This window comes from Fibrobacter sp., assembly GCA_012523595.1.
Classification (GTDB): domain Bacteria; phylum Fibrobacterota; class Chitinivibrionia; order Chitinivibrionales; family Chitinispirillaceae; genus JAAYIG01.
In genome coordinates this window covers 17,228-40,947 of record JAAYIG010000146.1, presented here as the reverse complement: position 1 = coordinate 40,947, position 23,720 = coordinate 17,228, and the positions used below count along the sequence as shown (strand labels likewise).

Sequence of the window (23,720 nt, the reverse complement as noted above, 5' to 3'; positions counted from 1 at the left end):
ATGTACCCAACGCCCCATCCTGTTGACAACTTTTTCCCATTGGCTGGTATAACGAAGCACTATCGAACGGCAGGCTTCATTGAAGATAAAAATTCCCAGTTTTTCTATATCGCGTTTACCTGAGACCTTGAACTCCTTCTCCATCTCATTCTCAACCGGCAGACCATGACAGTCCCAGCCGAATCTGCGGTCCACATAGTTGCCCCGCATGGTCCAGTAGCGCGGAATTATGTCTTTCAGTGTACCTGCCAGAAGATGCCCGTAATGGGGAAGTCCGGTGGCAAAAGGAGGACCATCATAGAAAACGAACGCATCATTTGATTCAGTTTCTTTCAGCGACTTCTCGAAGATTCCATTTTCTTTCCAGAACCTGAGAATTTCATCCTCGACTTCAGGAAATCTGACTTGATTGTTAACAGGCGAAAAGGATCCTTTACTCATAGTTGTTCAAGCACTTTCTCTATCAGCCGTACAAGTACCGGCTCTGTTTTATCAGCAACCGCAATTATTTTCTTTATATCAGCAGGCTCAAGCGCATCAGGCAGACAGGCATCGGTGACAACCGAAAGTCCCAGTACCCTGATTCCTGCATGAACCGCAGCAATCACCTCCGGAACGGTGCTCATTCCGATGACATCTGCACCCAGAGTCTTTAACATGCGATATTCAGCCCTTGTCTCAAGAGAGGGACCGGACATCGATGCATACACACCCTGTTCGAGTCTGATGCCGTTCTGAAGCGCCACTTTCATTGCAAGCTCCAGAAGCTCTTTACTGTAGGGTTCCGACATATCCGGGAAACGCGGTCCTATACGGGGATCATTTGGACCAATAAGAGGATTATCACCCAGCAGGTTTATATGATCGGTTATCGCCATGATCGTTCCAGGCACAAACAGCGGATTTACCCCTCCGCAGGCATTTGAGACAATGAGAGTCTGCACACCCAGGAACTTCATCACTCTTATAGGGTAAACAATCTGCTGCATCGTGTAACCCTCATAATAGTGAAACCGCCCCTGCATCGCCACGACACTCTTCCCCTTCATCGTACCCAGAATAAGCTTACCGGCATGCGCCTCTACAGTCGACAGTGGGAAATGAGGTACAGTCTCGTAGGGCAGAGATACATCGGTATCGATAGAATCCGCAAGACGGCCCAGACCTGTTCCCAGTATAATTCCGATCTCCGGCTTAATCGAAGTTTTTGATTCAATAAACTTCAATGACTCCTGAATCATGTCAAAGGTGCTTGTCATGATACTCCTCATTGTTAATAGTTATACTGCGATTCTGTTTTTCACTTCAGTATCTGTCAAACCATCGAGGGCAACCACCTTGTTTCTGGAATGCCCGCCCTTAATGATTCTTATTGATGATCTGGGAATCGAAAGCCGCTTCGAGAGCAGCTTTACAAGATGCTCATTGGCCCGGTCATCGACCGGCGGAGAGGTAACCGAAATCTCAAGTACCCCTGATTCACCCATTACGATTCCATCTCTTTTGGCTCTGGGTTTGAGATGAACCTCGAATGTGCAGCCCGATTGTTTCTCCAAAACGAAACCGTCCCTCTTTACGCATCTAAAGAGGAGATATTGGGCTGTGGAGGCACCTCATCCATCGTCTCCTCCTCAGCGATTTCCATTAAACTATCCTTACTCCCCTCATTACTCTGCTTGAGGTCACCGCTTATAATCTCGAGGAGATTAAGCTGAGTGGTAAGCATAGATTTGAATCTGGCCAGGAAACTGTCACGCTGGTTCCTCAGTGCCACCAGCTCACTTTCCAGCTCATGCACTCTGCTCCGGGCCTCATCCTCGTAGCGCTCCGCCCTCAGATTGGCATCCTTCAATATCAGTTCAGCTTCTTTCTGAGCATTCACTCTGGCCTCATCCGTGGCTTTCTGCGCTGTCAATAAAGTCTCATTGAGAACGCGCTCAATTTTGGTATAACTCTCCAGCCGTGCTTCCATGTTCTTAATCTGAGTGGCATACTCTCCGTTCTGCTTTATGATCGCTTCATACTCCGAAGCCACCATCTCCAGAAAGCTGTTCACCGCGTCAGGATCAAATCCACGCCATACGTGCCTGAAAGGTTGTTTTCTGATGTCAAGTGGAGTGATACGCATTCTGATGCTCCCCGACTAAAATGTATATAGTGATCGCAAAAGAAACCGCTCCAGCAGTTCAAGAAGCAGTAGCAGAATCAGTGGCGAAAAATCCAGTCCTGTTCTTCCCGGAGGAACAAGCCGCCTTATCGGATCCAGGAGAGGCTCTGTGAGACGATGTATCCACATTACCACAGGATTATAAGGGTCGACATGAACCCAGGAAATAATCACCCTTGCCAATACTATGAATTCATAAATTCTGAAAATAAGGAGAATCCAATAGGCCATCAGCGACGCTCACCCAGAAGAAGAGTGCCAATACGCACCATCGTTGATCCCTCCTCAATTGCCCATTCAAAATCTCCGCTCATCCCCATGGACAATTCTATCTCCCCTGCAAGATCCTTTACTTCCTCACCGAGTTCCCGCAGCATCGAAAAAGCCCCCCGGACCTCCTTCTCCCCGCCATGGAGAGGCCCTATCGTCATAAGGCCACAGAATTTCAGGGAAGCGCTTTGCACCACTCTCTCACAGATTTTCCTGCAGTCCTGAGGTTTGCATCCGGTTTTGGACTCCTCACCGGATGTATTCACTTCCACCAGGGCTTTCAGGGGAGGACCTTTGTGCAGAAACTCGATCCTGGAGATTAACCTCTCCCTATCGACCGATTGAATCCAATCTATATATGGCAGCACACGGGATACTTTGTTTGTCTGGAGATGGCCAATCATATGAAGGGTATAATCACCCTTAAGCATCGGAGCTTTCTGTTCAATTTCATTGACCCTGTTTTCACCAAGATCCCTGATTCCCAGTTCTATCAGCTCCTGAAGCACCTGTGCCGGACAGGTCTTTGTAACAGCTATCAGCCTTACAGCTTCAGCATCTCTTCCCGATTTCCGGGCAGCCCTGTCAATCCGTTCCCGGACACTTGCCAGACGTTCCTTAAGTTGTTCATCCATATAAGGTTATTACGAACCTGCCGATTCAATAGTCCAGGTTCAGGTGGAATGTATATTGTTCTCAGTGAATATAATAAAATGAGCGCTTTTATATGCGTTCTGGTTGAGCACTTTTGTCTCCGACCAGGCAGAAACCTGAACCGTACTGTGCTGCTCAGCAATCCTCTTTTCTTGCTTTCTGGGATATTACTGATAAAAATACTGTACAAAGATTTTGAATATATTATTATTTTAAACCATGTTATCTTTAATAAATATTTTCCTGATTTGAAACATGGAACCCGGATTTCCGGATAAAACATTCTTTTTGTATAAGAATATCTATGCAGAAAGCACAGATAGTTCTAAAATAAACAAAAAAAGCATTCATTCAGTAAAGGTGCATATCTTGCAGTCGACTTGAGACCTATACACTCAAGCAGTCAGATTCCTGCAAGGGGGGCAAGAGGAAAAAATGAGATGGATCACAGCCGCGGTTTTATGCGCATTTTTAGCCAGTTGCAGCAATCTTAAGCTCGTTGAGCAGGACACTCCTGAAGGTCAGGAAAGATTTACAACAAAAAGGGGCTCCATCCGGCATGGAACTTACACAATCTGGTATCCTAACGGAGCCAAAAAGATGGAAGTAGAGTACAGGAACGGAAAAAAGAACGGATTGGAGACTCTTTGGGATGCTTTCGGGGCTAAACTGAGAGAAACCACCTATGTAAACGGGAATAAAAGCGGTAAAGAGATTTTCTGGAATCACAGAGGAGTTCTTGAGAAAGAGATCCTTTATCGTGCCGACAAACAGGAAGGGCTTGAGACCACTTTCTACAATAACGGAAAGAAAGCCAAGGAAGAGCTTTACAAAAACGGGCTTAAAGACGGCCTGGAAATAGGTTATGATGAGAGCGGACGGAAAATCTACGAGGCATTTTACCGCGCCGGAAAAAAGCATGGCAAGGAAATCTTCTACGACTACTCTGCAGGTGAGCAGCCACGTGTTACTACGATCAATTGGGAAAATGGTGAAGTGGTAAAATAAGAGCCTTCCAGAAACAGTTCTTTTCCTCTGATGTTCACACTCAATTATCAACACCCATAATTCCTCAACATTCACCATCACCCTTTAAAATCAGGTCTTTCAGCGGATCAAACCTTTACATTTCATAATATTTGACAAACAAACACTTGCAATTTGTTCTCTCTAAAATGTTATATTGGGAACAAATCAGTTACTCTTAATGTGTTGTATTTCTTTTAAAGGCAGGTGTTTAAGTGTCAGTACGTTGTTTCCTGAATTTAAAGTCTTTAACTAAAGGAGTTCTTTTTTGCGGTGCAGCGGCTTTTGTTGCCTCTTCTCACGGTGATGTGATCAAGGCAAAAAGCCTCTCTCAATCAGAAGTGCAGTCTGCTGTTAATTCGGCTTCTCCCGGTGACACAGTAGTATTACCGTCGGGAACCCAGTCCTGGTCAGGACAGTTGAGGATAGAGAAGAAGAATATCACTATCAAGGGAGCAGGAGCAGGTTCAACAATAATCAATGCCGGAAGCAAAACCATCTACCTCTCAGGTGAGAGTGCCTCCGGTCTCAGAATTACCGGGATCGAATTCCGTTCAGGCAACCAGGTGATTTACGCTTCAGGGAGCGGCTCACCCAAACAGGCAGTAAAGAATCTCCGGGTAGATCATTGCAAGTTCCAGGGGAACTATATTGTCATCGAGACTACAGGCGGGGCAACGGGAGTTTTCGATCACAATGAATTTCTCAATTCCTATGCTGCAAGACTATACGGAAGCAACGATCCCAATCCCAGACCTCCCTATCCGCTGGGGACATCGGATGCGCTTTTCTTTGAGGATAACATAATCACAGCTAACTCAAGCGGAAATCCGCCTCACTGGATCGCCTCAAACAGCCACTCAAAATACGTGGTACGTCATAACCAGTTTAACTACAGTAAATCACTGTGGGATATAGTTGACGCACACGGGGCATGTGAGGTAAAAGGCAGAGGTTCGGCTACCTGGGAGATCTATAACAACGTCTTCAATATCTGTCCCACAATCTCCCGGGTCATCCACCTCAGAGGCGGACAGGGTGTAGTGTTCAACAATACCTTCAAAGGTTATAATGCGGGCAAGGCGATCACCATAACCGATTACGCGCTTTGTAATGGTTCGTGTACTCAGAGCTGTACAAAGTTACCCTGTCCTGACCTGATCAATCATGCCTATTTCTGGAATAACATTCTGGAAGGTAAAGCCATTAATCCTGTAAACAATTGTTCGAACTATATCAAACTCGACAAAGACTATTTCACCTACGAGATGCCCGGATACAAGCCATACACTTATCCGCATCCTTTAACCAAAGAACCGGATAACGCCACTGGTATTTTGAGAAAAGAGAGTGCACCAATTTCAGCGATTTCACTTACGGCACGTATGTCTGACGGGTTAGCGCAGATCTCTTTCTCCCTTAAAGATGAAGCACCTGTAAAGATGGCGATCTATAATGCCAATGGTGTTCTTGTAAAGGAGCTGATCGATGAGGTAAAGACTGCCGGAAACCACTCGATAAGCTGGGATGCAACAAACATACCGGCTGGACTTTACATAGTAAGGGCTACTGCAGGAAAGCTGCAGGAAAGCTTTACATTCATGAGGTAATTGTAAAGAAAATATCTTTCGGGCTCACTTTGGCTACGCTCAGTGAGCCCTCTTTGTATGTATTCTGCACACTTAGGCTTCGCTCACTATGCAGGCTTGAACTCCCACCAAAGATAGCCAGTCATTATTCATACGGGATGGTCATGAAGGAAGGTGCTATTAACCGGACACTACCAAACTGGTAATAAAAATCAGGCTGTTTTTCTGATCTTCTCAATTGTTCCTGCTTATATCCATTTTATTCTCCATGTTTCTTTCTCCTTTCCACCCGGCAATTCAATTTGCATATTATAGTGTACCGTTCTAAACTTAAACTTATTATATTCTTGATATCTATTCGACTTCCCTTTTCTCAATTTTCTCAATAACTTTTTCCCAAAAACAGTTTTTCTATGCAGCAAGGCATTTTTGAGAGCCTTACAGGCTGTTTTCTTGATGGAACTCCGCTGGAAAGCATCGGATACAGCGAACGACGTGTCTATTCAGTGATGGATCATCTCTCCAGGATGTTCAACACCAGGGTGGGAAGTATCTCTTACCTTCCGGATTACGGACTTCCTGATATCTCCGAGGTTTACCGTACCTTGCCTGATGGGCTGGAGAATCTCAGGGACGCAATAAGACGTACTGTCGAAAAATATGAACCCCGGCTGGTCAATGTAAGAGTTCAATATCAGGAGCCCGAATCTGGCAGGCAAAGGATTGTTTTCATCATAAACGGGCAGATAAAAGGTGGTGGCCAGGTGCGGTTCCAGACCACTTTCACCGGAACCGGAAACTCTTCGGTTTCACCCTTCAGAAAAAAGGAATAGATATTTCAAATGATACAGAAATACTACGAAGAGGAACTTCAGTATCTCTATGAATCCGGAAAAGAATTTGCACGTGCGCATCCGGAACAGGCAAGATTTCTGGATATCGATGCTGTAGGAGACCGTGATCCCTATGTCGAGAGACTCTTCGAAGGATTCGCTTTTCTTGCCGCCCGAATAAGGGAAAAACTCGATGACTCCTTCCCTGAACTCACCGGGGGACTCATAGACCTTCTCTGGCCACAGTTTCTGTACGAAATTCCATCCCTCACAATCGTCCAGTTCAAACCTCGGAAAGGGCACCTTCAGGAAACTCGTATTCTTCCCAGAGGAGCAAACCTGCTCTCAAAACCTGTCGGCCCGGATTCGGTCCCCTGTCATTTTATGACAATCCAGGAAATCGCTGTTAATCCTGTGTCAATCGAAAAAGTAATCAGGGGAAACGATAACAGCGGCAGGGCATCTCTCATTTTCAGATTCAGACTTGAGCCGGGAGTCAACTGGAAAAACCTGAAACTTGACCCTGTAAGAATTTACCTCCATGCTGAACATACTACCGCTCTCTCCATTCACAATTTTTTTCTTTGTCACACTGAAAAAATTTTTCTTGTTTTGGGCAACAACAGAATCCCTCTTCCAAAGCCTGTATGTTCCGGATTTTCTCCCACGCAGTCACTTCTTCCAGAGGATCCGCGTGAATTCAGGAGCAGCCGTCTGCTGCTTGAATACTTCCTTTACCCTGAAAAATTCATGTTTATTGACCTATGCGGCATAGATACTTTGTCAACAGCAGATCCTCAGGATCAGGAATTTTCCGTCGAACTGCGTTTCGATAGTGATTTCCCTCAGGAAAGACACTTTGGCCTTGAAACATTCCGTCTATTCTGCACACCTGCGGTAAACCTTTATCAAAGCGACACCGAACCGGTGCTCAAAACCGGAAAAAAAGCCGAATACCTGGTAAAACCAGATCTCCGTCACAGGTATTCCCGCATACACAGTATCATCTCTGTCACGGCACTCAATCGCAGAACAGGGGAAACATACCCCTATTCACGCAGGTTTTCTCCATGCGGAGGAGACCGGGTTTTCAGTTCTGCTTTCAGAAGTAATTTCAGCTCAGGACGAGACCTTTACATCAGCACAAACTGCAGAAGCACACTGGATGAACTGGCTGAAGAGGCACTGTCTGTAAGGGCATACTGCACTGATGGGGAATTACCAAGAGTAGAACTGAGAGAGGACAGCATAAACAACCCAGGGCGAGATCTGCCCGATTTTGTAACATTTACAAATATCACCAGACCTACACTTCCCTTCCTCCCTCCGGAAGAAAAGAACTTTCTCTGGACATTTCTCTCACAGCTCTCTGCGGGCTGGTCCTCATTTTCCTCGGCAGAGTATCTTAAAAACATCCTTTCCATTCATGAGTGGTCACAGGATGAATCGAATCTCAGAAAAATAAAGTCTATATCAAAAATAAACATCAAACCGGCAGAGCAGGTTTTCAGAGGAGGTCTAATCAGAGGTGTAGAGTACTGTATCCATATACAGGAATCGCTTTTCCCCTTTCCCCAGGAGATACATCTTTTCGGAGAGGTCCTTGCAGAGTTTTTATCAAAATACATCTGTATTAACTCTTTCCTTCTGCTGTCAATTGAATTAAAACCTTCGGGAAAATGCTATAAATGGAATTCTCTAAAAGGTAAAAAATGGCCGGTTTAATTGAAACACTCTCACAAGACGCACGGAGCTTTGATTTTTTCAGGGCAGTTTCTCTGCTTGAAAAGGACTGTATCTCAAAGGGTATCTCTGATCCTTTGAACTCAGGCATGATCCGCTTTTTATCTGACCTGTCAACAGTTTTTCCCCAGAGTGACATAACCTCTATAAAAGAAGGAAAGAACTCTGTTTTTTTTACTCTCGCCTTCATGGGACTGACCGGTGTCTCCTCTCCGCTTCCACTCTATTTCTCCGACTATATATGCCGTCATACGGAGGATTCAGAAGCCCTGATTGACTTCCTCTCAATTTTCAGCCATAGAACTTATTGTTTTTTCTATCAGGCCTGGAAAAAGCACAATCTACTGAACATAGATAGAAACCAGGAAACGGTTTCTTTTCTTGACCGTATAATGTCTCTTGCAGGTATACCCGAAAGAGAGAACACAGACCTTCTGCCTTACGGTGGACTCTTCATCTCAGGAAAAGGAACAGCAGAAGGATTGTGTGCTCTTGTTTCCTCCTTCTGCGGTGGAATCCCGACAGAGATACAGGAGTTTTTGCCGAATCGTGTGCATGTTCACGATTTGCGTCCCCTTGGAAGCTGCTGTCTGGGGCAGGATTCTTTACTTGGCAGCAGTATCGTTGACTTCGGCAGCAAATTCCGAATAACTGTCGGTCCTCTGAAAGGCGATATTTTCAAGTCTTTTCTCTCCACTCCCGATATAATAGAGCAGATAAGGGTACTGGCAGATTCTTTTCTTACAACACCTCTTGAGTATGACATAGAAATTAAAGTAAGAAGTCAGGATCTGGAACTGTGTATTATCGGGAAAAAGCAGGCGGCACTTGGAAAAACCTCAATTCTGGGTGAACCCAAACCGGGTATTCACTCAGTAGTATTTCAGGGAAGGAAATCTTGAAGTGATAGAGGGCAGGACAAGAGAGATAGCTGTCCTGCCCGGATTTTTCTAAGAACTCAAAGTTCAGGGCTATATGGTGTGGAAGAGATACCTTAATGGAATGATGAGCCTCCCAGCTTTTTCAACTCCGTATTTGATATATCCACTTGGCAGAAACGCTCCACCTGAATTACCGGTAAACAACGGGAAATAAAGATTTCCCATCGAAACAGCAATACAGTCTATTAATCTGACACTACTGGTTTTTAGTGGTATAATTTTTACATGAGTCGCTGAAAACCAAACTTTCTATGGAAGGTTACTGTATGAAACGATTTATGTTTTTTCCCTGTGCACTGGTAACAGTGTTCTGCATCTCAGCAGAGATTTTGACTCCTGACCGTATGACAGTCTGGGATCCCGGAGTACCTGGAGGAATTTCAGTTCCCTCTGAGAACATTATCAATGTCATTGATTTCGGTGCTGATTCAACCGGAAAAGCTGATTGTAAAGATGCTATAACAAGGGCAATAGAAGCGGTCCCTTCTGAGGGCGGAGTTGTATACTTCCCTGCAGGCAGCTATTATTTCAGCGGCACTATTTCTATCGGCAAAAATAATGTTGTCATTCGCGGAGACGGCTATGATAAAACAAAACTGCTTCACGATCACACCGGACTCTGTTTCGATGTGGTAGCGTACAAAAGGGGGCAATGGCAGAATCTGCCGGGCGGATTTACAAAAGGATCAAAAACAGTTACAGTCGATGATGGCAGCAAATTTACTGTTGGCGCTTTCGCTGAGATCCAGCAGGCAAATGATCCCCCTCTGATGTACACTGATCAAGCATGGATTCAGTCATGGGCTGATAATGCTGTTGGCCAGCTTTTCGAAGTTGTAAATATAGAAGGTAACAACGTGACATTCCGCACTCCACTCCATTATGATGTCAGATCCGATCTCAATCCGCAAATCAGACCCCAGGGTTTTGTGCGCGGTGTAGGGTTTGAAAATTTTTACATCGAAAGACTTCAGGAAGGAAACAGTACATTTCAGTTCAAGAACGCGGCCTACTGCTGGGTAAGAAATATCGAAAGTTATCACACACGGAAAATGCACATAACGAACAACACGACAATTGGTTGTGAATTTCGTGACAGCTATTTTCACAGATCCTTTTCTTATGGAGATGGTGGAGCTGGTTACGGGGTTGAGTTCGGCTTTCACTCAACTGACGGGCTCTGTGAAAACAATATCTTTGATTCCCTGCGTCATGCGATGATGGTGCATATTGGAACAGTAGGATGCGTATTCGGGTACAACTATTCGATTAATCCGGTACAGGGTGAGGGAGAAACAAATCTCAATACAGGATGGGATCCATGCGATATCTCTCTTCATGGTCATTATGCACAGATGAACCTTTTTGAAGGTAATGTAGTTCAGGAGATTGGAATTGCAGACTACTGGGGGCCGATGGGGCCGGGGAATACATTTCTTAGAAATGTTGTTCAGGGACCTGGAATTTATCTCTCCGATAACTCCCATTTACAGAATCTGGTAGGGAATACAAGTAAAAAATGGATTGACGACGGCAGTTCGACGGGTACGATAAGACATGGTGAGAAAGTAAACGGAGTGTATGTATGGGATGAAAGTATTGAAAATCGGGTCATACTTGTTTCCTACTATCTTAAAAATAAACCGGCCTTTTATGGCAGTATGGAGTGGCCGTCAATTGGATCGGACATTGAGAACGGGAAAAACCCGGCACAGTTGAGGTGGGAATCGGGGAAACTGATAACAGGAATCGAAAAAAGGATATACAAAAGACCGGTGACAGTACCAGAAAAAGGAGGATGTTTACAAAAGGTTTTCGACCTCAGGGGAAGAATGATGGTACTGCCGGAAGCTGCTTTTATGTCAAGACCCGGTATTTCTTCAGGGATTTACATTTATACTGACAACAGCCGTAAAACTACACAGTTTCTACGGTAAAGTAGTGTTAGAATACACAAAATATTCCTTCTTGAGATTGGTGGATATCGGTATCGAATGGGTTTTCTATACGTTTTTTCTGGAAAACAATCTATAAATATTTGCCGTTTTTTTTCAAATTGTAAAAACCATTGAGATTTAAGAGTTGGTTCGTGGATAGAAATTTTTGCAAAATATTCATTTTGGGAAGTAAAGTGATAGTTTACTTATTACTGGTTTTTCATTTTGCACCCCAGAGGTAACATATTGACTTAACAATTTTCAAATTGGAACGTCTTTTCTCGTACTCAGAATTAACCTCCAGAACCGATTTAGCAAAGTGGGAATTTCCCTCTGGAAATAGATATCTGTTTTTCATTTCAGGAAAGGTTTGCTCCCTGGAAACTTCATTTTTTCACCCCGAAGGTGACACAGTGGCTTATTGTTTTTCAAAATGAACACCTTTTCTCATATCGAGAATTAATCCTGAGATAGTTAAATCAAATTTGAGAATTTTCCTCTTAGAAATAGATATCAATTCTCCATTTTTCGAAAAAAGCAAAAGTAGTCCGTCACCTGCAATTTCTTTTTTCACCCCAGAGGATGCTGTTTATGGTACTCGTTTTCACATTTTATAATAAGATCTTGGGTATTGGGTCTTCTGCACTACTACTAAGGTTTAGACAGATACTAAGTTTTTAGAGATTAAGAATCAAAATTTCACCACTGAGACAGCTCAGCATTTTTAAATCGCTTAAATCAATCTTTCACCCCAGAGGTGCCTTATGGAAATAATATCCTCTTGCCCATAAGTCCAGCAAGAGTGCCTTTTCTCTCAAAACAAGTTTTCCTCTTAGAAATAGATATCTCTTATCCATTCTCGAAAAAGGTAAAGATAGTCCGTCCCTTGCAGTTTTTTATGGCTCGCTAATTGCACCAGATTATTACACTTAATCTTTGCTATTTACGAGGCAGAAATGGCTGAAAAATCCAAAAGGAAGCCAAAAAAGAAGGTAAACACTGAAGAGCCGGTTCCCGATAAATCTTCAATAGAACCCAAAGGAGAAACTGCCCCTCAAAGTAATCCTCAAACTCCCGGGAAACTGCTATCCCACGCCACTGTACTCAGTTTACTCCTGGCAGCAACAGTTGCATTCTTCCCTATGGCCTATATCTTTCTTGTACCTCTGGCACTTGCAGCCACTATTTCGGCACTTACTTTTCCAGTCTATAAATTTCTCCTTAAAAAACTGAGAAACAAAAAATTCCTGGCATCGTTTATCTGCTGTGCAGGTTTGGTTCTCCTTGTCCTTATACCTTTGTACATTTTCATACATCTCATAGTAAATCAGATAATAGAGATACTCCCTGCTGCTATCCCATGGGTGCGTGAATTCCTGAAGACCTGGCGGGAACAGCCGATAATCGCCTGGTTTTTAAAAACGCCTATAGGGAAATACGCTGTGGAACAGGTTGAATGGGAATCCGTGGGACAGGAGATTATCAAGAATAGTGCTTCTGCCGCATCCCTTGTCCTTAACAGAACTTATGCTGGTGTCTTCGGAGTTGCCTTTGATCTGCTTATGGCAATTCTCCTTCTGTTTTATTTCTACATTGACGGAGAGAGAATAATCGAAAATTTCAAATCTCTTCTTCCAATCAAAAAATCCCAGAAAGACATGATTGTGTCCCGTTTTACACTGATTTCCCGTGCTACCGTCCTTGGAACTTTGATAATCGGTCTTGTTGACGGCCTTCTGGGAGGATTGACTCTCCTTATTTTTGGTGTTAAAGGCTGGCTTATCTGGGGTTTTATAATGGTGATTCTCTCTATACTTCCTGTAGTTGGTGTATCGATTGTACTGGTACCCATTGGAATAGTCCAGATATTGATTGGGAGGGTCTGGCAGGGAATAGGAATCCTGGTGACCCATTTCCTGGTTGTCAGCAATGCGGACAATGTGATACGTCCGCGGGTTGTGGGAAGCAGCGCACGAATGCATGATGTGATAATTCTTATTTCAACAATCGGAGGTTTGAGTATCTTTGGAATCACAGGCTTTATCATTGGGCCAATAATTGCCTCGTTTTTCCTCACCGCACTGGATATTTACAAAGAAGAGTTCTGTGAAGATCTTCCTGAAGGCTGCATTAATCATGCTTCACAGAAGCCTGCAATACGGGAACCCTGAAGGTTGTAAAGATCAGGATAAAGGGGAACAGAAACTTATGTAATACATTATAGTGGCATTATCCAGCTCAGCTATAAACAATCTCCATCTTTTCTGCTTGCCCCCGTTCCTCCGGTATGCTTTTATCCGAGCCGTATAAAAGCACTGCTGTGTCTATCAATGCCAGATGGCTGTAAGCCTGGGGAAAATTTCCCAGAAGTCTTCCAGATGTAAAATCAATGTCTTCACTGAAAAGTTTCAGGTGATTGGAATGAGAGAGGAGCTTTTCAAACATCGCACAGGCTCTCTCTTTTTCTCCGATTTTAAATAATGCAGAAATCATCCAGAAAGAGCACAGTGTAAATGAGGACTCCGGCTTCCCAAAGTCATCATCATTACGATAACGATACATCAGACCGTTTTTACAAAGCTGCTCAAGCGTTTTGGTAACAGTCATGACATAACGGGGATCCGAAGCATCAAGGAAACCGTATGGTTCCATAAGAAGATTAGCAGCATCAAGATGTTCACTTCCGTAGTATTGTGTGAAAGAATTGATTTTCCCGTTCCAGCCCTTTTCCATTATATCTTCTTTAATTATCTCACGAGTCTTGCACCATGTTATGGAAAAGGAGTTCTTCCCAAGAAAGGCAGCTATCCGGGAAGCCCTGTCCATCGCCATCCAGCAGAGCAGTTTTGAGAAGGTAAAGTGCTGTTTCTGACTGCGGAATTCCCATATACCCATATCCGGCTCATTCCAGGATTCAGTCACTGTCCGGGCAATAGATCTCACGATTGTCCAGAGGCTCTCTTTTGTCTGAGGATCACATTTAAATGTGCTTAAAAATATGAGGATTATATCCAGAAGGACTCCATAAATGTCATTCTGTTTCTGGCTGAATGCTGCGTTGCCGATTCTGACCGGAGTTGAGTTCTCATAACCGGCGAGGTGTGAAAGGAAACGCTCAGTCAAATTCTTCTCGCCTCTTATCCCATACATAATCTGTATTTTTTCGTCTTTAAACGGTACGATGTTCAATATGAACTGCATATAGCGTTTGGCGGAATCGATATGCCCCATACGCGCGAGTATAGACGTGGTCATGGAGGCATCCCTGATCCAGCAATACCTGTAATCCCAGTTACGTTCAGCACCTGGAGTTTCAGGAAGAGAAGTAGTGGCCGCGGCCAGAATCGCCCCTGTGGGTTGGAATGACAGCAGCTTTAGCACAAGTAAACTTCTCGTGATTTCATCACCAAAGGCAGTTACTGAAAAGGTGGATCTTGCCGCCCAGTTCATCCAATAGGCACGTGTAAGCTGATATTCCAGATTTATGTGTTCCAGATCAATCCTTGGCAGTTTTTCATTGTAGCTTAAAAGAAAAAACGAATCATTTTCGAGGCACATTGCAGAACTGTCTGATATTTCTTTTAAAGAAAGATTGGAATAAAGATAAAGTGATTCATAATTTCCACTTGCAGATACGGTTTTTATGAAATCATTCCCAACGATATTTTCTGTTTTTGACGCTCCATAATTAAGCGATGGAACGTATATGATCCTTATCCGCGGTTTGCCACCCCGGAGCTTTACATACCTTATGATGTCAGGCGGACAATGATAATCACCATCATCATATCTGTATCTGGGCATGAAATCGATTATATCGAAACTTCCATCCTGAGTCTGAAAAGATGTGACAAGAATATTGGTATTTTTAATATATTGTTGTCTGGAAGAAAGGAGGTCCATGGGGATTATGGAGAAATGTCCCCCGTTTTGTTTGTCAAGAATTGATGCAAACACCGAAGGAGAATCGAAGTAAGGCAGACAAAGCCACTCGATTGTGCCCTCCTTTGAAACAAGCGCCGCACTCAAACAATTTCCAATAACACCATAGTCCAGGTTCTCCATTTTTCACCTTTCCTCAGCGAATACCTTAATAATCAAATTATCGGAAATGTATCCGGTATTTTCAACCTGTTCCTCAATTTTCTGCAGTCTTGTTCTGTGCATCGGATACAAGGAACATGCTCAGTAAACGCCTCATCTCGGCTGTCGATTCCACATTGAAGCTTGCTCTTGATGGGCCCATGCCTACTTTTATTGAACAGGCTTCCTCAGGAAGACTTGAAAACATATTCTCGTCTGTAATATCATCGCCGGCAGCAAGGATAAAATCCCAACTGTCTTTACCTATAATTTCCATGGCAGCAGCACCTTTGTTTACACCCGCATTCTTGATCTCAATTACACGGTTCCCTTCCAAAACACCAAGATTGAGATTGGAAACCTGTTGAATCAGAGCATCCATCAACTCCCTTACCCTGATAGAGGCAAGTTCCGGATCAGCATTTCTGTAGTGGAAAGCAAGAGAATACTCCTTCTCCTCCAGAAGTGACCCTGGTGTCCTGTCAACGAAAAGCTCAAGAATAGGCCGCAATTCATTTTTCCATGTATTCTGCTGAGGTACTGTTAAAGTCCATTCCTCTGATGGTTTCTTTATCCACACGCCATGCTCAGCACACAGTACAAGACCACTGTTTGAAAACCAGCGGTCAAGTGACCCTCTGTCTCTTCCGCTGACAAGAGCTACTGTGTTTCCTTTGCCTGCATTTATGCTTTCAAGCAATTTTATCAGGATATCATCCGGTATTGCTTTTTCCGGTTTACCGGCAAAGGGCACAAGTGTCCCATCATAATCAAGAAGGAAAAGAGCACGTGAGGCGTTCCTGTATTCTGAAAGGATCTTCTCACAGTCGTTACCCGTAAGCCTTTTACTTTGCAGTTTTTCCCTTAGCAACCGGACCTGTTCAAGTTTACCTATAAAATCATTAGCCCACCGCCTGACATCATAGCGTGCGAGCCGTTTTTGCATACTGGTAATCCTGCTTAACTTTTCCTCTCTGCTCATCTCCAACGCCGTTACAAGTGCATTCGCTATTTCTTCTTTGTTATTCGGATTTACAATAATCGCTTCACCCATCTCCCTTGCGGCACCTGCCATTTCACTCAAGATAAGCACACCATCTTTCCCCTGTTGTTTAGTGGCAACATACTCTTTTGCCACAAGATTCATTCCATCACGCAGCGGGGTAATCAGTGCAATTTCGCATGTGTAGTAAAGCGCCGCGAGTGTAGCAAAGGGAATCGATCTGTATAGATTCATCACTGGAGTCCATCCTATAGTCCCATGGCGACCATTAATAGATCCAATTTTCTCATCCACATGATTCTTCAATTGTCTGTAGGACTCAACGGATGACCTTGATGGAACAGCAACAAGAATAAGGATCACTTTCTCCCTCATTCTGGGATTTTTACTGAGGAACAGATCAAAAGCATCCAGACGCTGGATTATTCCTTTTGTGTAATCTAATCTATCAATAGCAATTATAAGAGAACAATTGCCGGTTTTTCTTCTTATCAACCTCTCTTCCCTCAGCACTTCCTGCCGTGTGCCTACAGTTGAATAATGCGTATAGTCAATTCCCATCGGGAAGACATCAACCTTTATAAACCTGTTACGGTATTCAATGGTACTGAATGTATTCTCATGCCCCAGAAGTCTTCTCACACTGTTAAGAAAGTGGCGTATATAATCATAGGTGTGGAAACCGATCAGATCCGCTCCCAGCAGTCCTTCCAGAATCTCATTACGCCATGGCAGGAGCCGGAATAATTCCAGGGATGGAAAGGGTATGTGCAGAAAAAAACCAATATCGGCATCAGGCATTTTTTCTCTGAGTATTGCCGGCAGAAGCATCAATTGATAATCATGAATCCAGATCATGTCACCTTTTTCAGCATTTGCCATAACGACCTGCGCATAGAGATTGTTTACATGTACATATGAATCCCAGAAATCGGCATGAAACAGGGTGTGTTGGGGGAAATAGTGGAAAAGAGGCCATATAGTCTTATTGGAAAACCCATAATAGAATTTTTCCATATCATTACGACTAAGATTAACAGGTACACACCTGTTTTCCATCAATCTGGTTGAAAGTATCTGTTCTTCTGAAATGCTTATATTCTCTCTGTTAAGGCCAGGCCAGCCTATCCATAAACATCTCCTGTTCTGGTGAAAAGAATCCAGTCCGGTGGCGAGTCCTCCAGTACTGTTGCGAAAATGAAGCTCACCTTTTTTCTTTTCAACCGTTACAGGCAAACGGTTAGAAACCAGGATTATCCTTTGCATAGTACCGCCAACAGGGTTTAATGATAATTGCAGAAAAGCAGAAAAGGTTCTTTTTACTTCAAACCATATTTCCGCAGGAACTTTACAGGTAAACAAATGAAGACATTTGCTGATAGTACTATTAATATATGAATGTCCGGCATCAAGATCAACATCCTATCCCCGAATCAGCTCCCATGAAGTGATTGGCCAATTTGACATAGTAAAAAACGCCCTGCAGGTACACGCAAAATGCTATTTTCTCAGCAGATGTTATTTATACTGCCAAAGTTTTAAAACCCATTTATCGGATACAAAAAATGCTGCAGATCGATCTCCACGTACATACACTCTTCAGTCTTTGCGGGATTCACACGGTTATGGAACTTCTGGAACAGGCCCGGATGCTGGGTATGAAAGGCCTGGCCATTACCGATCACGGGCTTACCATTGGAGGAAGGCTTAACAGCCCCTTCTTTGAACGGTTTCAGTCTCCATATCCGGATATAAAAGTACTGAAAGGGATAGAATGCAACATACTTGACGAAGACGGAACTGTTGATCTGCCGCCCGCTTTCATGCAATGGATCGATGTAGTGCTGGCCGGAATTCATCCCAATATCGAAAAGGGACTTGGCAGGGAAAGATATACCGACATGGTAATCGCTGCAATAGAGAAGAATCCATCCATTGATATTATCAGTCATCCCAATGATCCTGCCTATCCGGTTGACTACCTGAGGCTTGCTCGGAGCGCTAAAATTAAAGGAGTCGCACTGGAACTGAACAACTCCAAAATCCTCTACAAACGCAGTTCCGTGGAAGACACTATATCACTCATCGAGGCTTGCCGTGATACCGGCTGCTCCATGGCAGTGTGCAGTGATACCCATGCAATTCTGGAACTGGGGAGGGATGACTCTGTAAAACCGCTGCTTGTAAAGGCAAGCTTTCCTGAAGAACTGATAGTTACACACACAGCAGAATCGACACTTGCTTTCATCGACAGCAGGAAAAAGAACAAACACTGTTAAGCCCTGTATCGGCAGACAATTATGCAAAATGCATAACCTGTCTCATTTCGCATAAGTCCTATCTAACTCCTTGTAAATTATCCTGTCCGGATATCTTTCCATCCAATTCTCCTATGCATCATTCATAACGCACTGAATGGCAAAAGCTGATTCTTCCGTTTTTCAGGGAGTTCTCTGATGGCACACCCTTTGCATATATGGGTTTCCCGATTAAGCACCATCGGGTTTCATTGATATTCTATAATTATTGTTTCTGTTGACTAAAACAGGAACGTTCGTCTCACACTTAACACCTATCAAAGGAGTTCATCGTATGATGCATACTCTTAAAACGCTCTGGCGTTTGGCTGCACTGGTTCTGTGCATCACAGTCCCACAGGTTTCGGCAAAATCCTCTGTGAAGATGCCGTACAAAAGTATTACCGTTCAGAAAGAAGACGGTAAAGCTGTTTTCAAGAATCAAACTCTTTATGGTGAACCAGGCAGGCCAAACCTACCCGTTTACACCGTCACTTTTCTCCTTCCTGCACAGGCGGATCTGAAAAAGATCTCCGTAGTAATGGAAAATACCAGAGAGATTGAACTGGATGGCGAGTACGAAGTCGATGCCGCGCCGCCTCCCACTGCAGCCGGCAAACAGGCATGGCCTGCAGGCAGAAACATTGTCAATGGCAAAGACATTGATGTTTACCAGCGCAATGCATTTTACCCCGCCAGTTACATTGGAAATATCTCTCCCGGAAAAATGCGCCAATACAAGCTTGTAAATGTGACTGTTAACCCTGTTCTTTACAATCCTGTAACAAAAAAGCTTAAAATGATAACCGGAGGGGAACTCACAATCTACGATTCACCTGAGCCCACATCAAAATCCATGAAGCCCGCCACTGGAGGTATTCAGCCTTTCAGTAAAAAGATTCAATCCTTGGCGGTAAATTTCTCTGATGCAGCCGCTTCTTACGGGCTGCCAAACCTTCCGCAAAGGATGGGCCCGGCGGCAGCCCCTCTGACAGGTGAGGTCTATGCAATTATTACCACCAGTTCTATTGCTTCACAATCAAATCAGCTTCAGAATTTCATTAACTCTAAAACCACACGTGGTTTTGATGTGCAACTTTTTGATGAAACAGCGTGGGGCGGAGGAAGCGGTGATGCGGCGGCGGAAAATATCCGTACATGGCTTCAGGCAAATTATTTCACCCGTAATATCACTTATGTACTGCTGATCGGTAATCCCCATCCTGAAACCGGTGATGTTCCGATGAAAATGGCCTGGCCGCGATCCGAGTATGATTCACACCGGGAATGTCCCACCGACTTTTACTTTGCCGAACTCTCCGGTGACTGGGATGCAGACGGTGATTTACTGGTGGGAGAATTCATTGATGATTTCTCTGCAGGTGATCCTGATGTTTTCGCGGAAGTCTCGGTAGGCCGTATACCCTTTTATGGCAATATAGGTGATCTGGATCATATACTGGCAAAGATAATCACCTACGAAAATGAAGGTTCTGCTACTTTCCAATGGCGGGCAAACATGCTTATACCATCTGAACCTCTTGACAACAATACACCAGGTTATCATTTTGCCGAGGCAATCAATAATGATATTCTCTATCCTCAGGGATGGGGGAAATTCAGAATTTACGAAAAAAATTACGGCGTAAATCCCGAATTGACACCCTGTTCGGAAGCAACCACTTTTCTGACCTGGAAAAATGGTGCATACGGTGCGGTAAACTGGAGCACACACGGATGGGAAAGGGGTGCATCTGACATTATGTCATCGCTTGCAGCCTTGAATCTTAACGATCAGTACCCATCGATAGTCTTCCAGGGGAGTTGCTTGAATGCCTACCCCGAGGATGATCAGAATCTCTCATATTCACTTCTTAAAAACGGTGCCATTGCAGCTCTGGGAGCCACCAGGGTTTCCTGGTACTATCCCGGGGAAACCAATGTTGTCAATTCCTCTTCAGATTTCGGATTTTCATACAATTTTGCCCAGAATATAGTTAAACACGGGATGTTTGTCGGTGATGCACTGATGGACTTAAGGGCAAGGGTACCGGTAGGGATCTGGATGAACTTTCTGGTGTTTAACGTCTATGGCGATCCGGCTGTAGGTGTCTATACATCACCCGATAATTTCTTCCTCGTCAGTGAGATTCCCGCCCAGAAGATCTTCGCGGGAGAATCTTTCAAAGCAATCGATCTTAACAGTCATGTATTCAACTCACAGTTTACCGATGATCAGATGACCTGGACTGTGTCAGGAAACATTAATCTTAATGTTGTCATAAGCAGCGCCAATGTTGCAGAGATAACCACCGGGTCCCAGAGCTGGAGCGGCAAAGAGCAGATAACGTTTACAGCCACAACCCCCGATGGTGAACAGAAAACCATAGTTGCCGATTTCGAAATAGCCGGATCACAGATGATCTACTTAAGCGACATGGATTGGGTAAGTGCCACTTGCAGCTGGGGTACAATTCAGAAAGATCTCAGTATAGATGGTAATACTATAACCATTGGCGGAGTAGTGTACGACAAGGGAATCGGCACACATGCTCAATCAGAAATCGTTTACCAGCTCAACAGAGCTTATGATCTTTTCGTCTGCACTTTCGGAATTGACGATGAGGCATACGGTTCTGCAGACTTTCAGGTTTACGGGGATGATGATCTTCTGTTTACAAGCAGAGTACTGCATCACGGCGAATCAGGAAAATGTGAGCTATGGATAAAAGACTACAATCAGCTCCGGCTGGTGGTCGGTGACGGCGGTGATGGAATTGGCAGTGACCATGCCGACTGGGCTGATGCTAAGCTTGTCAGTGGAATAACCTCCCCTGTGCAGACAATCAATGTAAGCGTTTTCCCGCATGTGATAGAGGGATGCACTGAACCGGCATGGGATCCTGTGAAAATTTACAACACAGACAGTATCTGCTCTCATAATGGGCATATCTGGCGTGCAAAATGGTGGACTCAGGGCCAGGAACCGGGAACAACCGGGGAATGGGAGTATGGGAAGTTCTTGGGGAATGCTCGCAGCAGCAGACTTTCTATTATGGCCGTGTACATCCAAGCGGTGCTGTAAGAGTAGAATACAATGATTCCCTCGTGGTCAGTATGTTCCCCGACTCTGGTTACATGGTCTCGAATTTATCAATCGATGGTCAGTATGTCTCTCACTGGGATGGATACTATACATTCAGGAATGTTACCACTGATCATACACTTCAGGCTACCTTTGACCGGGAAGTTTACTATTATCTGGGAATTTCGGCAGAAGGTACCAGTGAAGGGGGTTATGCCATCGGTTCCGGCAACTACTATGTGAACAGGCCTGTACCTATTGTAGCGCTTCCGATTCCCGGGTATCGCTTTACAGGATGGCGTGTAGTCTATGGAAACTGCACCGTCGCTGACCCACAGGATCCGGTGACTACAATCACAAGCTCAGATTACTGCAGAGTTGTTGCCAGTTACGAAGTGGATGATTCAAATGCCGATCTGACCGTTTCACCGCAGGGACTTGACTTCGGCGCAGTACCTGTGAATACTACCGCATCCGGAACTCTTACATTGACAAACAGCGGGAGTATGGATGCACTGGTAACGTCAATTGAATCATCTGCTCCGCTTTTCACCGTTTCACAGGAACTTCCTCTCGAGATTCCGGCCGGGACATCTAAAACTGTAACAGTTTACTTCCACCCTGTACAGGAAGGAGAGGTAAATGGAACTCTGACCATCACAAACAACCCGCCTTCCGCACCACAACAGATAATCTCTCTGGCTCTGAGTGGAGAAGGCGCCGGCCCCTTCGACTGGAATCTTACTATTACACCTACAATCTTTGCGACAGAAGCTGTTATCAGTTTCCAGGCAGACCCAGCATACGTAAATACTGATGCTGTATTCAATTTGTACCGGATTTACCGCAGCGGTCAGCCCAGAACATTTGTGGAATCGTTTACAAGGACTATCGAGGCCGGAGCAAACTCATTTACCCGCCCTGTCTGGGATTACCTGCCATCAGGATATTATACACTTGAGATGAATAATTCCAGCGGCACGACACTTCTGGCACAGTACTCGATTGAGAAGCTCAATAATCCTATCGATTTCCAGATGAGTGCATCTCCTGCTCAGACAAGCAGCCAGGTAACAATCTCCTTTAACAATCCAAGTCCTTACCTGGTCGGCAATACAGCGGAAATTCTCTTCGAGAATGGCTCTGAATCATTCACAGTAACAACCGAGATCATTGCAGGAACAAACAGTGTGGTTCAGAGCGTTTCCAGTCATTACTATCCTCTCGGTGAATACACTGTGACCCTGATGATCAATGCTCAGGAAGTCGGAACGACATCATTTACCAAGGTAGCCAAAGATTACACTCTGGAGGCTTCCGTGTCGTCCATCGATTTCGGAGCGGTCTCAGTGGGTGGAAGCAAAACAGTGGAAGTTTTATTGACCAACACCGGAAACTCCGCTGCGCTTGTAAGCGCGATGAATGCCTCTGATCCGGTTTTCAGCGCAACACCCGCTGTCCCGCTCTCAATTCAGCCGGGAACATCCGCTGTTATCGGTGTCAAATTTGCACCCGTAACCGCCGGAGAAATTTCAGGTACTCTGACAATCATCAATGCTCCGGATGCTCAGGTACAGACAATAATCATCAACCTGTCGGGAACCGGAGTGTCCCAGTCTTCATCTTTCGAGGTCATCATGATTCCTGATGCCAGTGTTATCGGGAACTCAATTGCACCCTCGTTTACCATTAAAAACACCGGAGAAACCAGTATCAGTCTCTCAGATATTGTCCTCGAGTATTACACTTTCGATCCATCGGTAATCGCAGACAACCTCAGGGCTGATATCTATTACTGCAGTATCGGAAGTGCGAGCGGAAGTATCAGCAGGCTTTCCCAGGTTTACGGGTCAGACACACAGAAAGCCGACCTGCAGACCAGCTTTACCTTCTCCAGCGGGACTCTCGCCCCAAATGCCTCAATGCAGTTACAGGCAGGTATACACACTGCTGACTGGCAGTACAATTTCAATGAGAGTGACGACTGGTCATATCCGGTTCAGTCCGGAAACAAAGCTCCATTTGTGGTTATCCGTGACAGGACAACAAATGCGATCCTTTACGGAACTGTCCCTTCCGGGATGTAATCTGT

Annotated in this window: 18 protein-coding genes; 10 read left to right on the top strand and 8 right to left on the bottom strand. The window is 44.5% G+C overall.

The window, feature by feature from the left end:
- The 6 genes from GX089_10100 to GX089_10075 all read right to left on the bottom strand — a co-directional run.
- Window positions 1–441: class I tRNA ligase family protein (locus GX089_10100; protein ID NLP02835.1), on the bottom strand; the 441-nt coding region annotated here is incomplete at its 3' end.
- Window positions 438–1,259: a purine-nucleoside phosphorylase gene (locus tag GX089_10095; protein NLP02834.1), complete on the bottom strand. Its 822-nt coding sequence runs from the start codon at window positions 1,257–1,259 to the stop codon at window positions 438–440. The genes GX089_10100 and GX089_10095, both read right to left, overlap by 4 nt.
- 21 nt (window positions 1,260–1,280) lie before the next feature.
- Window positions 1,281–1,556, bottom strand: coding sequence for a DUF167 domain-containing protein (locus tag GX089_10090; protein ID NLP02833.1), 276 nt, complete (start codon window positions 1,554–1,556; stop codon window positions 1,281–1,283).
- 17 nt (window positions 1,557–1,573) lie between these two features.
- Complete coding sequence (locus tag GX089_10085) at window positions 1,574–2,128, bottom strand: DivIVA domain-containing protein (protein NLP02832.1); 555 nt, start codon at window positions 2,126–2,128, stop codon at window positions 1,574–1,576.
- 15 nt (window positions 2,129–2,143) lie between these two features.
- Window positions 2,144–2,398 (bottom strand): YggT family protein, encoded by a 255-nt coding sequence (locus GX089_10080; protein NLP02831.1) that lies wholly within the window; start codon window positions 2,396–2,398, stop codon window positions 2,144–2,146.
- Complete coding sequence (locus GX089_10075; GenBank protein ID NLP02830.1) at window positions 2,398–3,072, bottom strand: YggS family pyridoxal phosphate-dependent enzyme; 675 nt, start codon at window positions 3,070–3,072, stop codon at window positions 2,398–2,400. The genes GX089_10080 and GX089_10075 overlap by 1 nt, the downstream gene beginning before the upstream one ends.
- A 454-nt stretch (window positions 3,073–3,526) precedes the next feature.
- Between GX089_10075 and GX089_10070 the strand changes: the two genes are divergently transcribed.
- The 7 genes from GX089_10070 (at window position 3,527) to GX089_10040 (ending at window position 13,331) form a co-directional block, all read left to right on the top strand.
- The gene (locus GX089_10070) at window positions 3,527–4,099 is read left to right on the top strand and encodes a toxin-antitoxin system YwqK family antitoxin (protein ID NLP02829.1); all 573 of its coding nucleotides are present in this window, start codon (window positions 3,527–3,529) and stop codon (window positions 4,097–4,099) included.
- A gap of 233 nt (window positions 4,100–4,332) precedes the next feature.
- On the top strand, window positions 4,333–5,727 hold the full coding sequence (locus tag GX089_10065) for a T9SS type A sorting domain-containing protein (protein ID NLP02828.1): 1,395 nt from the start codon (window positions 4,333–4,335) through the stop codon (window positions 5,725–5,727).
- Between the two features lie 392 nt (window positions 5,728–6,119).
- The gene (gene tssE / locus GX089_10060) at window positions 6,120–6,539 is read left to right on the top strand and encodes a type VI secretion system baseplate subunit TssE (GenBank protein NLP02827.1); all 420 of its coding nucleotides are present in this window, start codon (window positions 6,120–6,122) and stop codon (window positions 6,537–6,539) included.
- A 9-nt stretch (window positions 6,540–6,548) separates the two neighbouring features.
- Window positions 6,549–8,264 carry a type VI secretion system baseplate subunit TssF gene (gene tssF / locus GX089_10055; GenBank protein NLP02826.1) on the top strand — a complete coding sequence of 572 codons (1,716 nt, stop codon included), beginning with the start codon at window positions 6,549–6,551 and terminating at the stop codon, window positions 8,262–8,264.
- Complete coding sequence (gene tssG, locus GX089_10050; GenBank protein ID NLP02825.1) at window positions 8,252–9,184, top strand: type VI secretion system baseplate subunit TssG; 933 nt, start codon at window positions 8,252–8,254, stop codon at window positions 9,182–9,184. Before tssF ends, tssG begins: the two co-directional genes overlap by 13 nt.
- Before the next feature lie 305 nt (window positions 9,185–9,489).
- Window positions 9,490–11,160 (top strand): dockerin, encoded by a 1,671-nt coding sequence (locus tag GX089_10045; protein NLP02824.1) that lies wholly within the window; start codon window positions 9,490–9,492, stop codon window positions 11,158–11,160.
- 956 nt (window positions 11,161–12,116) lie between these two features.
- Window positions 12,117–13,331, top strand: a complete 1,215-nt coding sequence (locus tag GX089_10040; GenBank protein ID NLP02823.1) for an AI-2E family transporter — start codon at window positions 12,117–12,119, stop codon at window positions 13,329–13,331.
- Window positions 13,332–13,398: 67 nt separating this feature from the next.
- Here GX089_10040 and GX089_10035 read toward each other — a convergent pair whose 3' ends face one another.
- Together GX089_10035 and GX089_10030 are read right to left on the bottom strand one after the other, a co-directional pair.
- The gene (locus GX089_10035; protein NLP02822.1) at window positions 13,399–15,225 is read right to left on the bottom strand and encodes a glycoside hydrolase family 15 protein; all 1,827 of its coding nucleotides are present in this window, start codon (window positions 15,223–15,225) and stop codon (window positions 13,399–13,401) included.
- Window positions 15,226–15,298: 73 nt separating this feature from the next.
- A complete protein-coding gene (locus GX089_10030) occupies window positions 15,299–17,512 on the bottom strand; it encodes a bifunctional alpha,alpha-trehalose-phosphate synthase (UDP-forming)/trehalose-phosphatase (GenBank protein ID NLP02821.1) in 2,214 nt (737 codons plus the stop codon).
- Between the two features lie 299 nt (window positions 17,513–17,811).
- Between GX089_10030 and GX089_10025 the strand changes: the two genes are divergently transcribed.
- The 3 genes from GX089_10025 (at window position 17,812) to GX089_10015 (ending at window position 23,715) form a co-directional block, all read left to right on the top strand.
- Entirely contained in the window at window positions 17,812–18,525 is a 714-nt protein-coding gene (locus tag GX089_10025) for a PHP domain-containing protein (GenBank protein NLP02820.1), read from the top strand.
- A gap of 313 nt (window positions 18,526–18,838) precedes the next feature.
- Entirely contained in the window at window positions 18,839–21,628 is a 2,790-nt protein-coding gene (locus GX089_10020; GenBank protein NLP02819.1) for a hypothetical protein, read from the top strand.
- Window positions 21,547–23,715, top strand: coding sequence for a choice-of-anchor D domain-containing protein (locus GX089_10015; GenBank protein ID NLP02818.1), 2,169 nt, complete (start codon window positions 21,547–21,549; stop codon window positions 23,713–23,715). The genes GX089_10020 and GX089_10015 overlap by 82 nt, the downstream gene beginning before the upstream one ends.
- The last annotated feature ends 5 nt before the right edge of the window (window positions 23,716–23,720 follow it).

Excerpts from the sequence above, each read along its gene's own strand:
- tssG (NLP02825.1), top strand. The coding sequence starts at position 8,252 with ATGGCCGGTTTAATTGAAACACTCTCACAAGACGCACGGAGCTTTGAT.
- GX089_10095 (NLP02834.1), bottom strand. The coding sequence starts at position 1,259 with ATGACAAGCACCTTTGACATGATTCAGGAGTCATTGAAGTTTATTGAA.
- GX089_10030 (NLP02821.1), bottom strand. The coding sequence starts at position 17,512 with ATGCAAAGGATAATCCTGGTTTCTAACCGTTTGCCTGTAACGGTTGAA.
- GX089_10080 (NLP02831.1), bottom strand. The coding sequence starts at position 2,398 with ATGGCCTATTGGATTCTCCTTATTTTCAGAATTTATGAATTCATAGTA.
- GX089_10085 (NLP02832.1), bottom strand. The coding sequence starts at position 2,128 with ATGCGTATCACTCCACTTGACATCAGAAAACAACCTTTCAGGCACGTA.
- GX089_10070 (NLP02829.1), top strand. The coding sequence starts at position 3,527 with ATGAGATGGATCACAGCCGCGGTTTTATGCGCATTTTTAGCCAGTTGC.
- GX089_10015 (NLP02818.1), top strand. The coding sequence starts at position 21,547 with ATGGGAGTATGGGAAGTTCTTGGGGAATGCTCGCAGCAGCAGACTTTC.
- GX089_10040 (NLP02823.1), top strand. The coding sequence starts at position 12,117 with ATGGCTGAAAAATCCAAAAGGAAGCCAAAAAAGAAGGTAAACACTGAA.
- GX089_10020 (NLP02819.1), top strand. The coding sequence starts at position 18,839 with ATGATGCATACTCTTAAAACGCTCTGGCGTTTGGCTGCACTGGTTCTG.
- GX089_10045 (NLP02824.1), top strand. The coding sequence starts at position 9,490 with ATGAAACGATTTATGTTTTTTCCCTGTGCACTGGTAACAGTGTTCTGC.
- GX089_10025 (NLP02820.1), top strand. The coding sequence starts at position 17,812 with ATGCTGCAGATCGATCTCCACGTACATACACTCTTCAGTCTTTGCGGG.
- GX089_10075 (NLP02830.1), bottom strand. The coding sequence starts at position 3,072 with ATGGATGAACAACTTAAGGAACGTCTGGCAAGTGTCCGGGAACGGATT.
- GX089_10035 (NLP02822.1), bottom strand. The coding sequence starts at position 15,225 with ATGGAGAACCTGGACTATGGTGTTATTGGAAATTGTTTGAGTGCGGCG.
- tssE (NLP02827.1), top strand. The coding sequence starts at position 6,120 with ATGCAGCAAGGCATTTTTGAGAGCCTTACAGGCTGTTTTCTTGATGGA.
- tssF (NLP02826.1), top strand. The coding sequence starts at position 6,549 with ATGATACAGAAATACTACGAAGAGGAACTTCAGTATCTCTATGAATCC.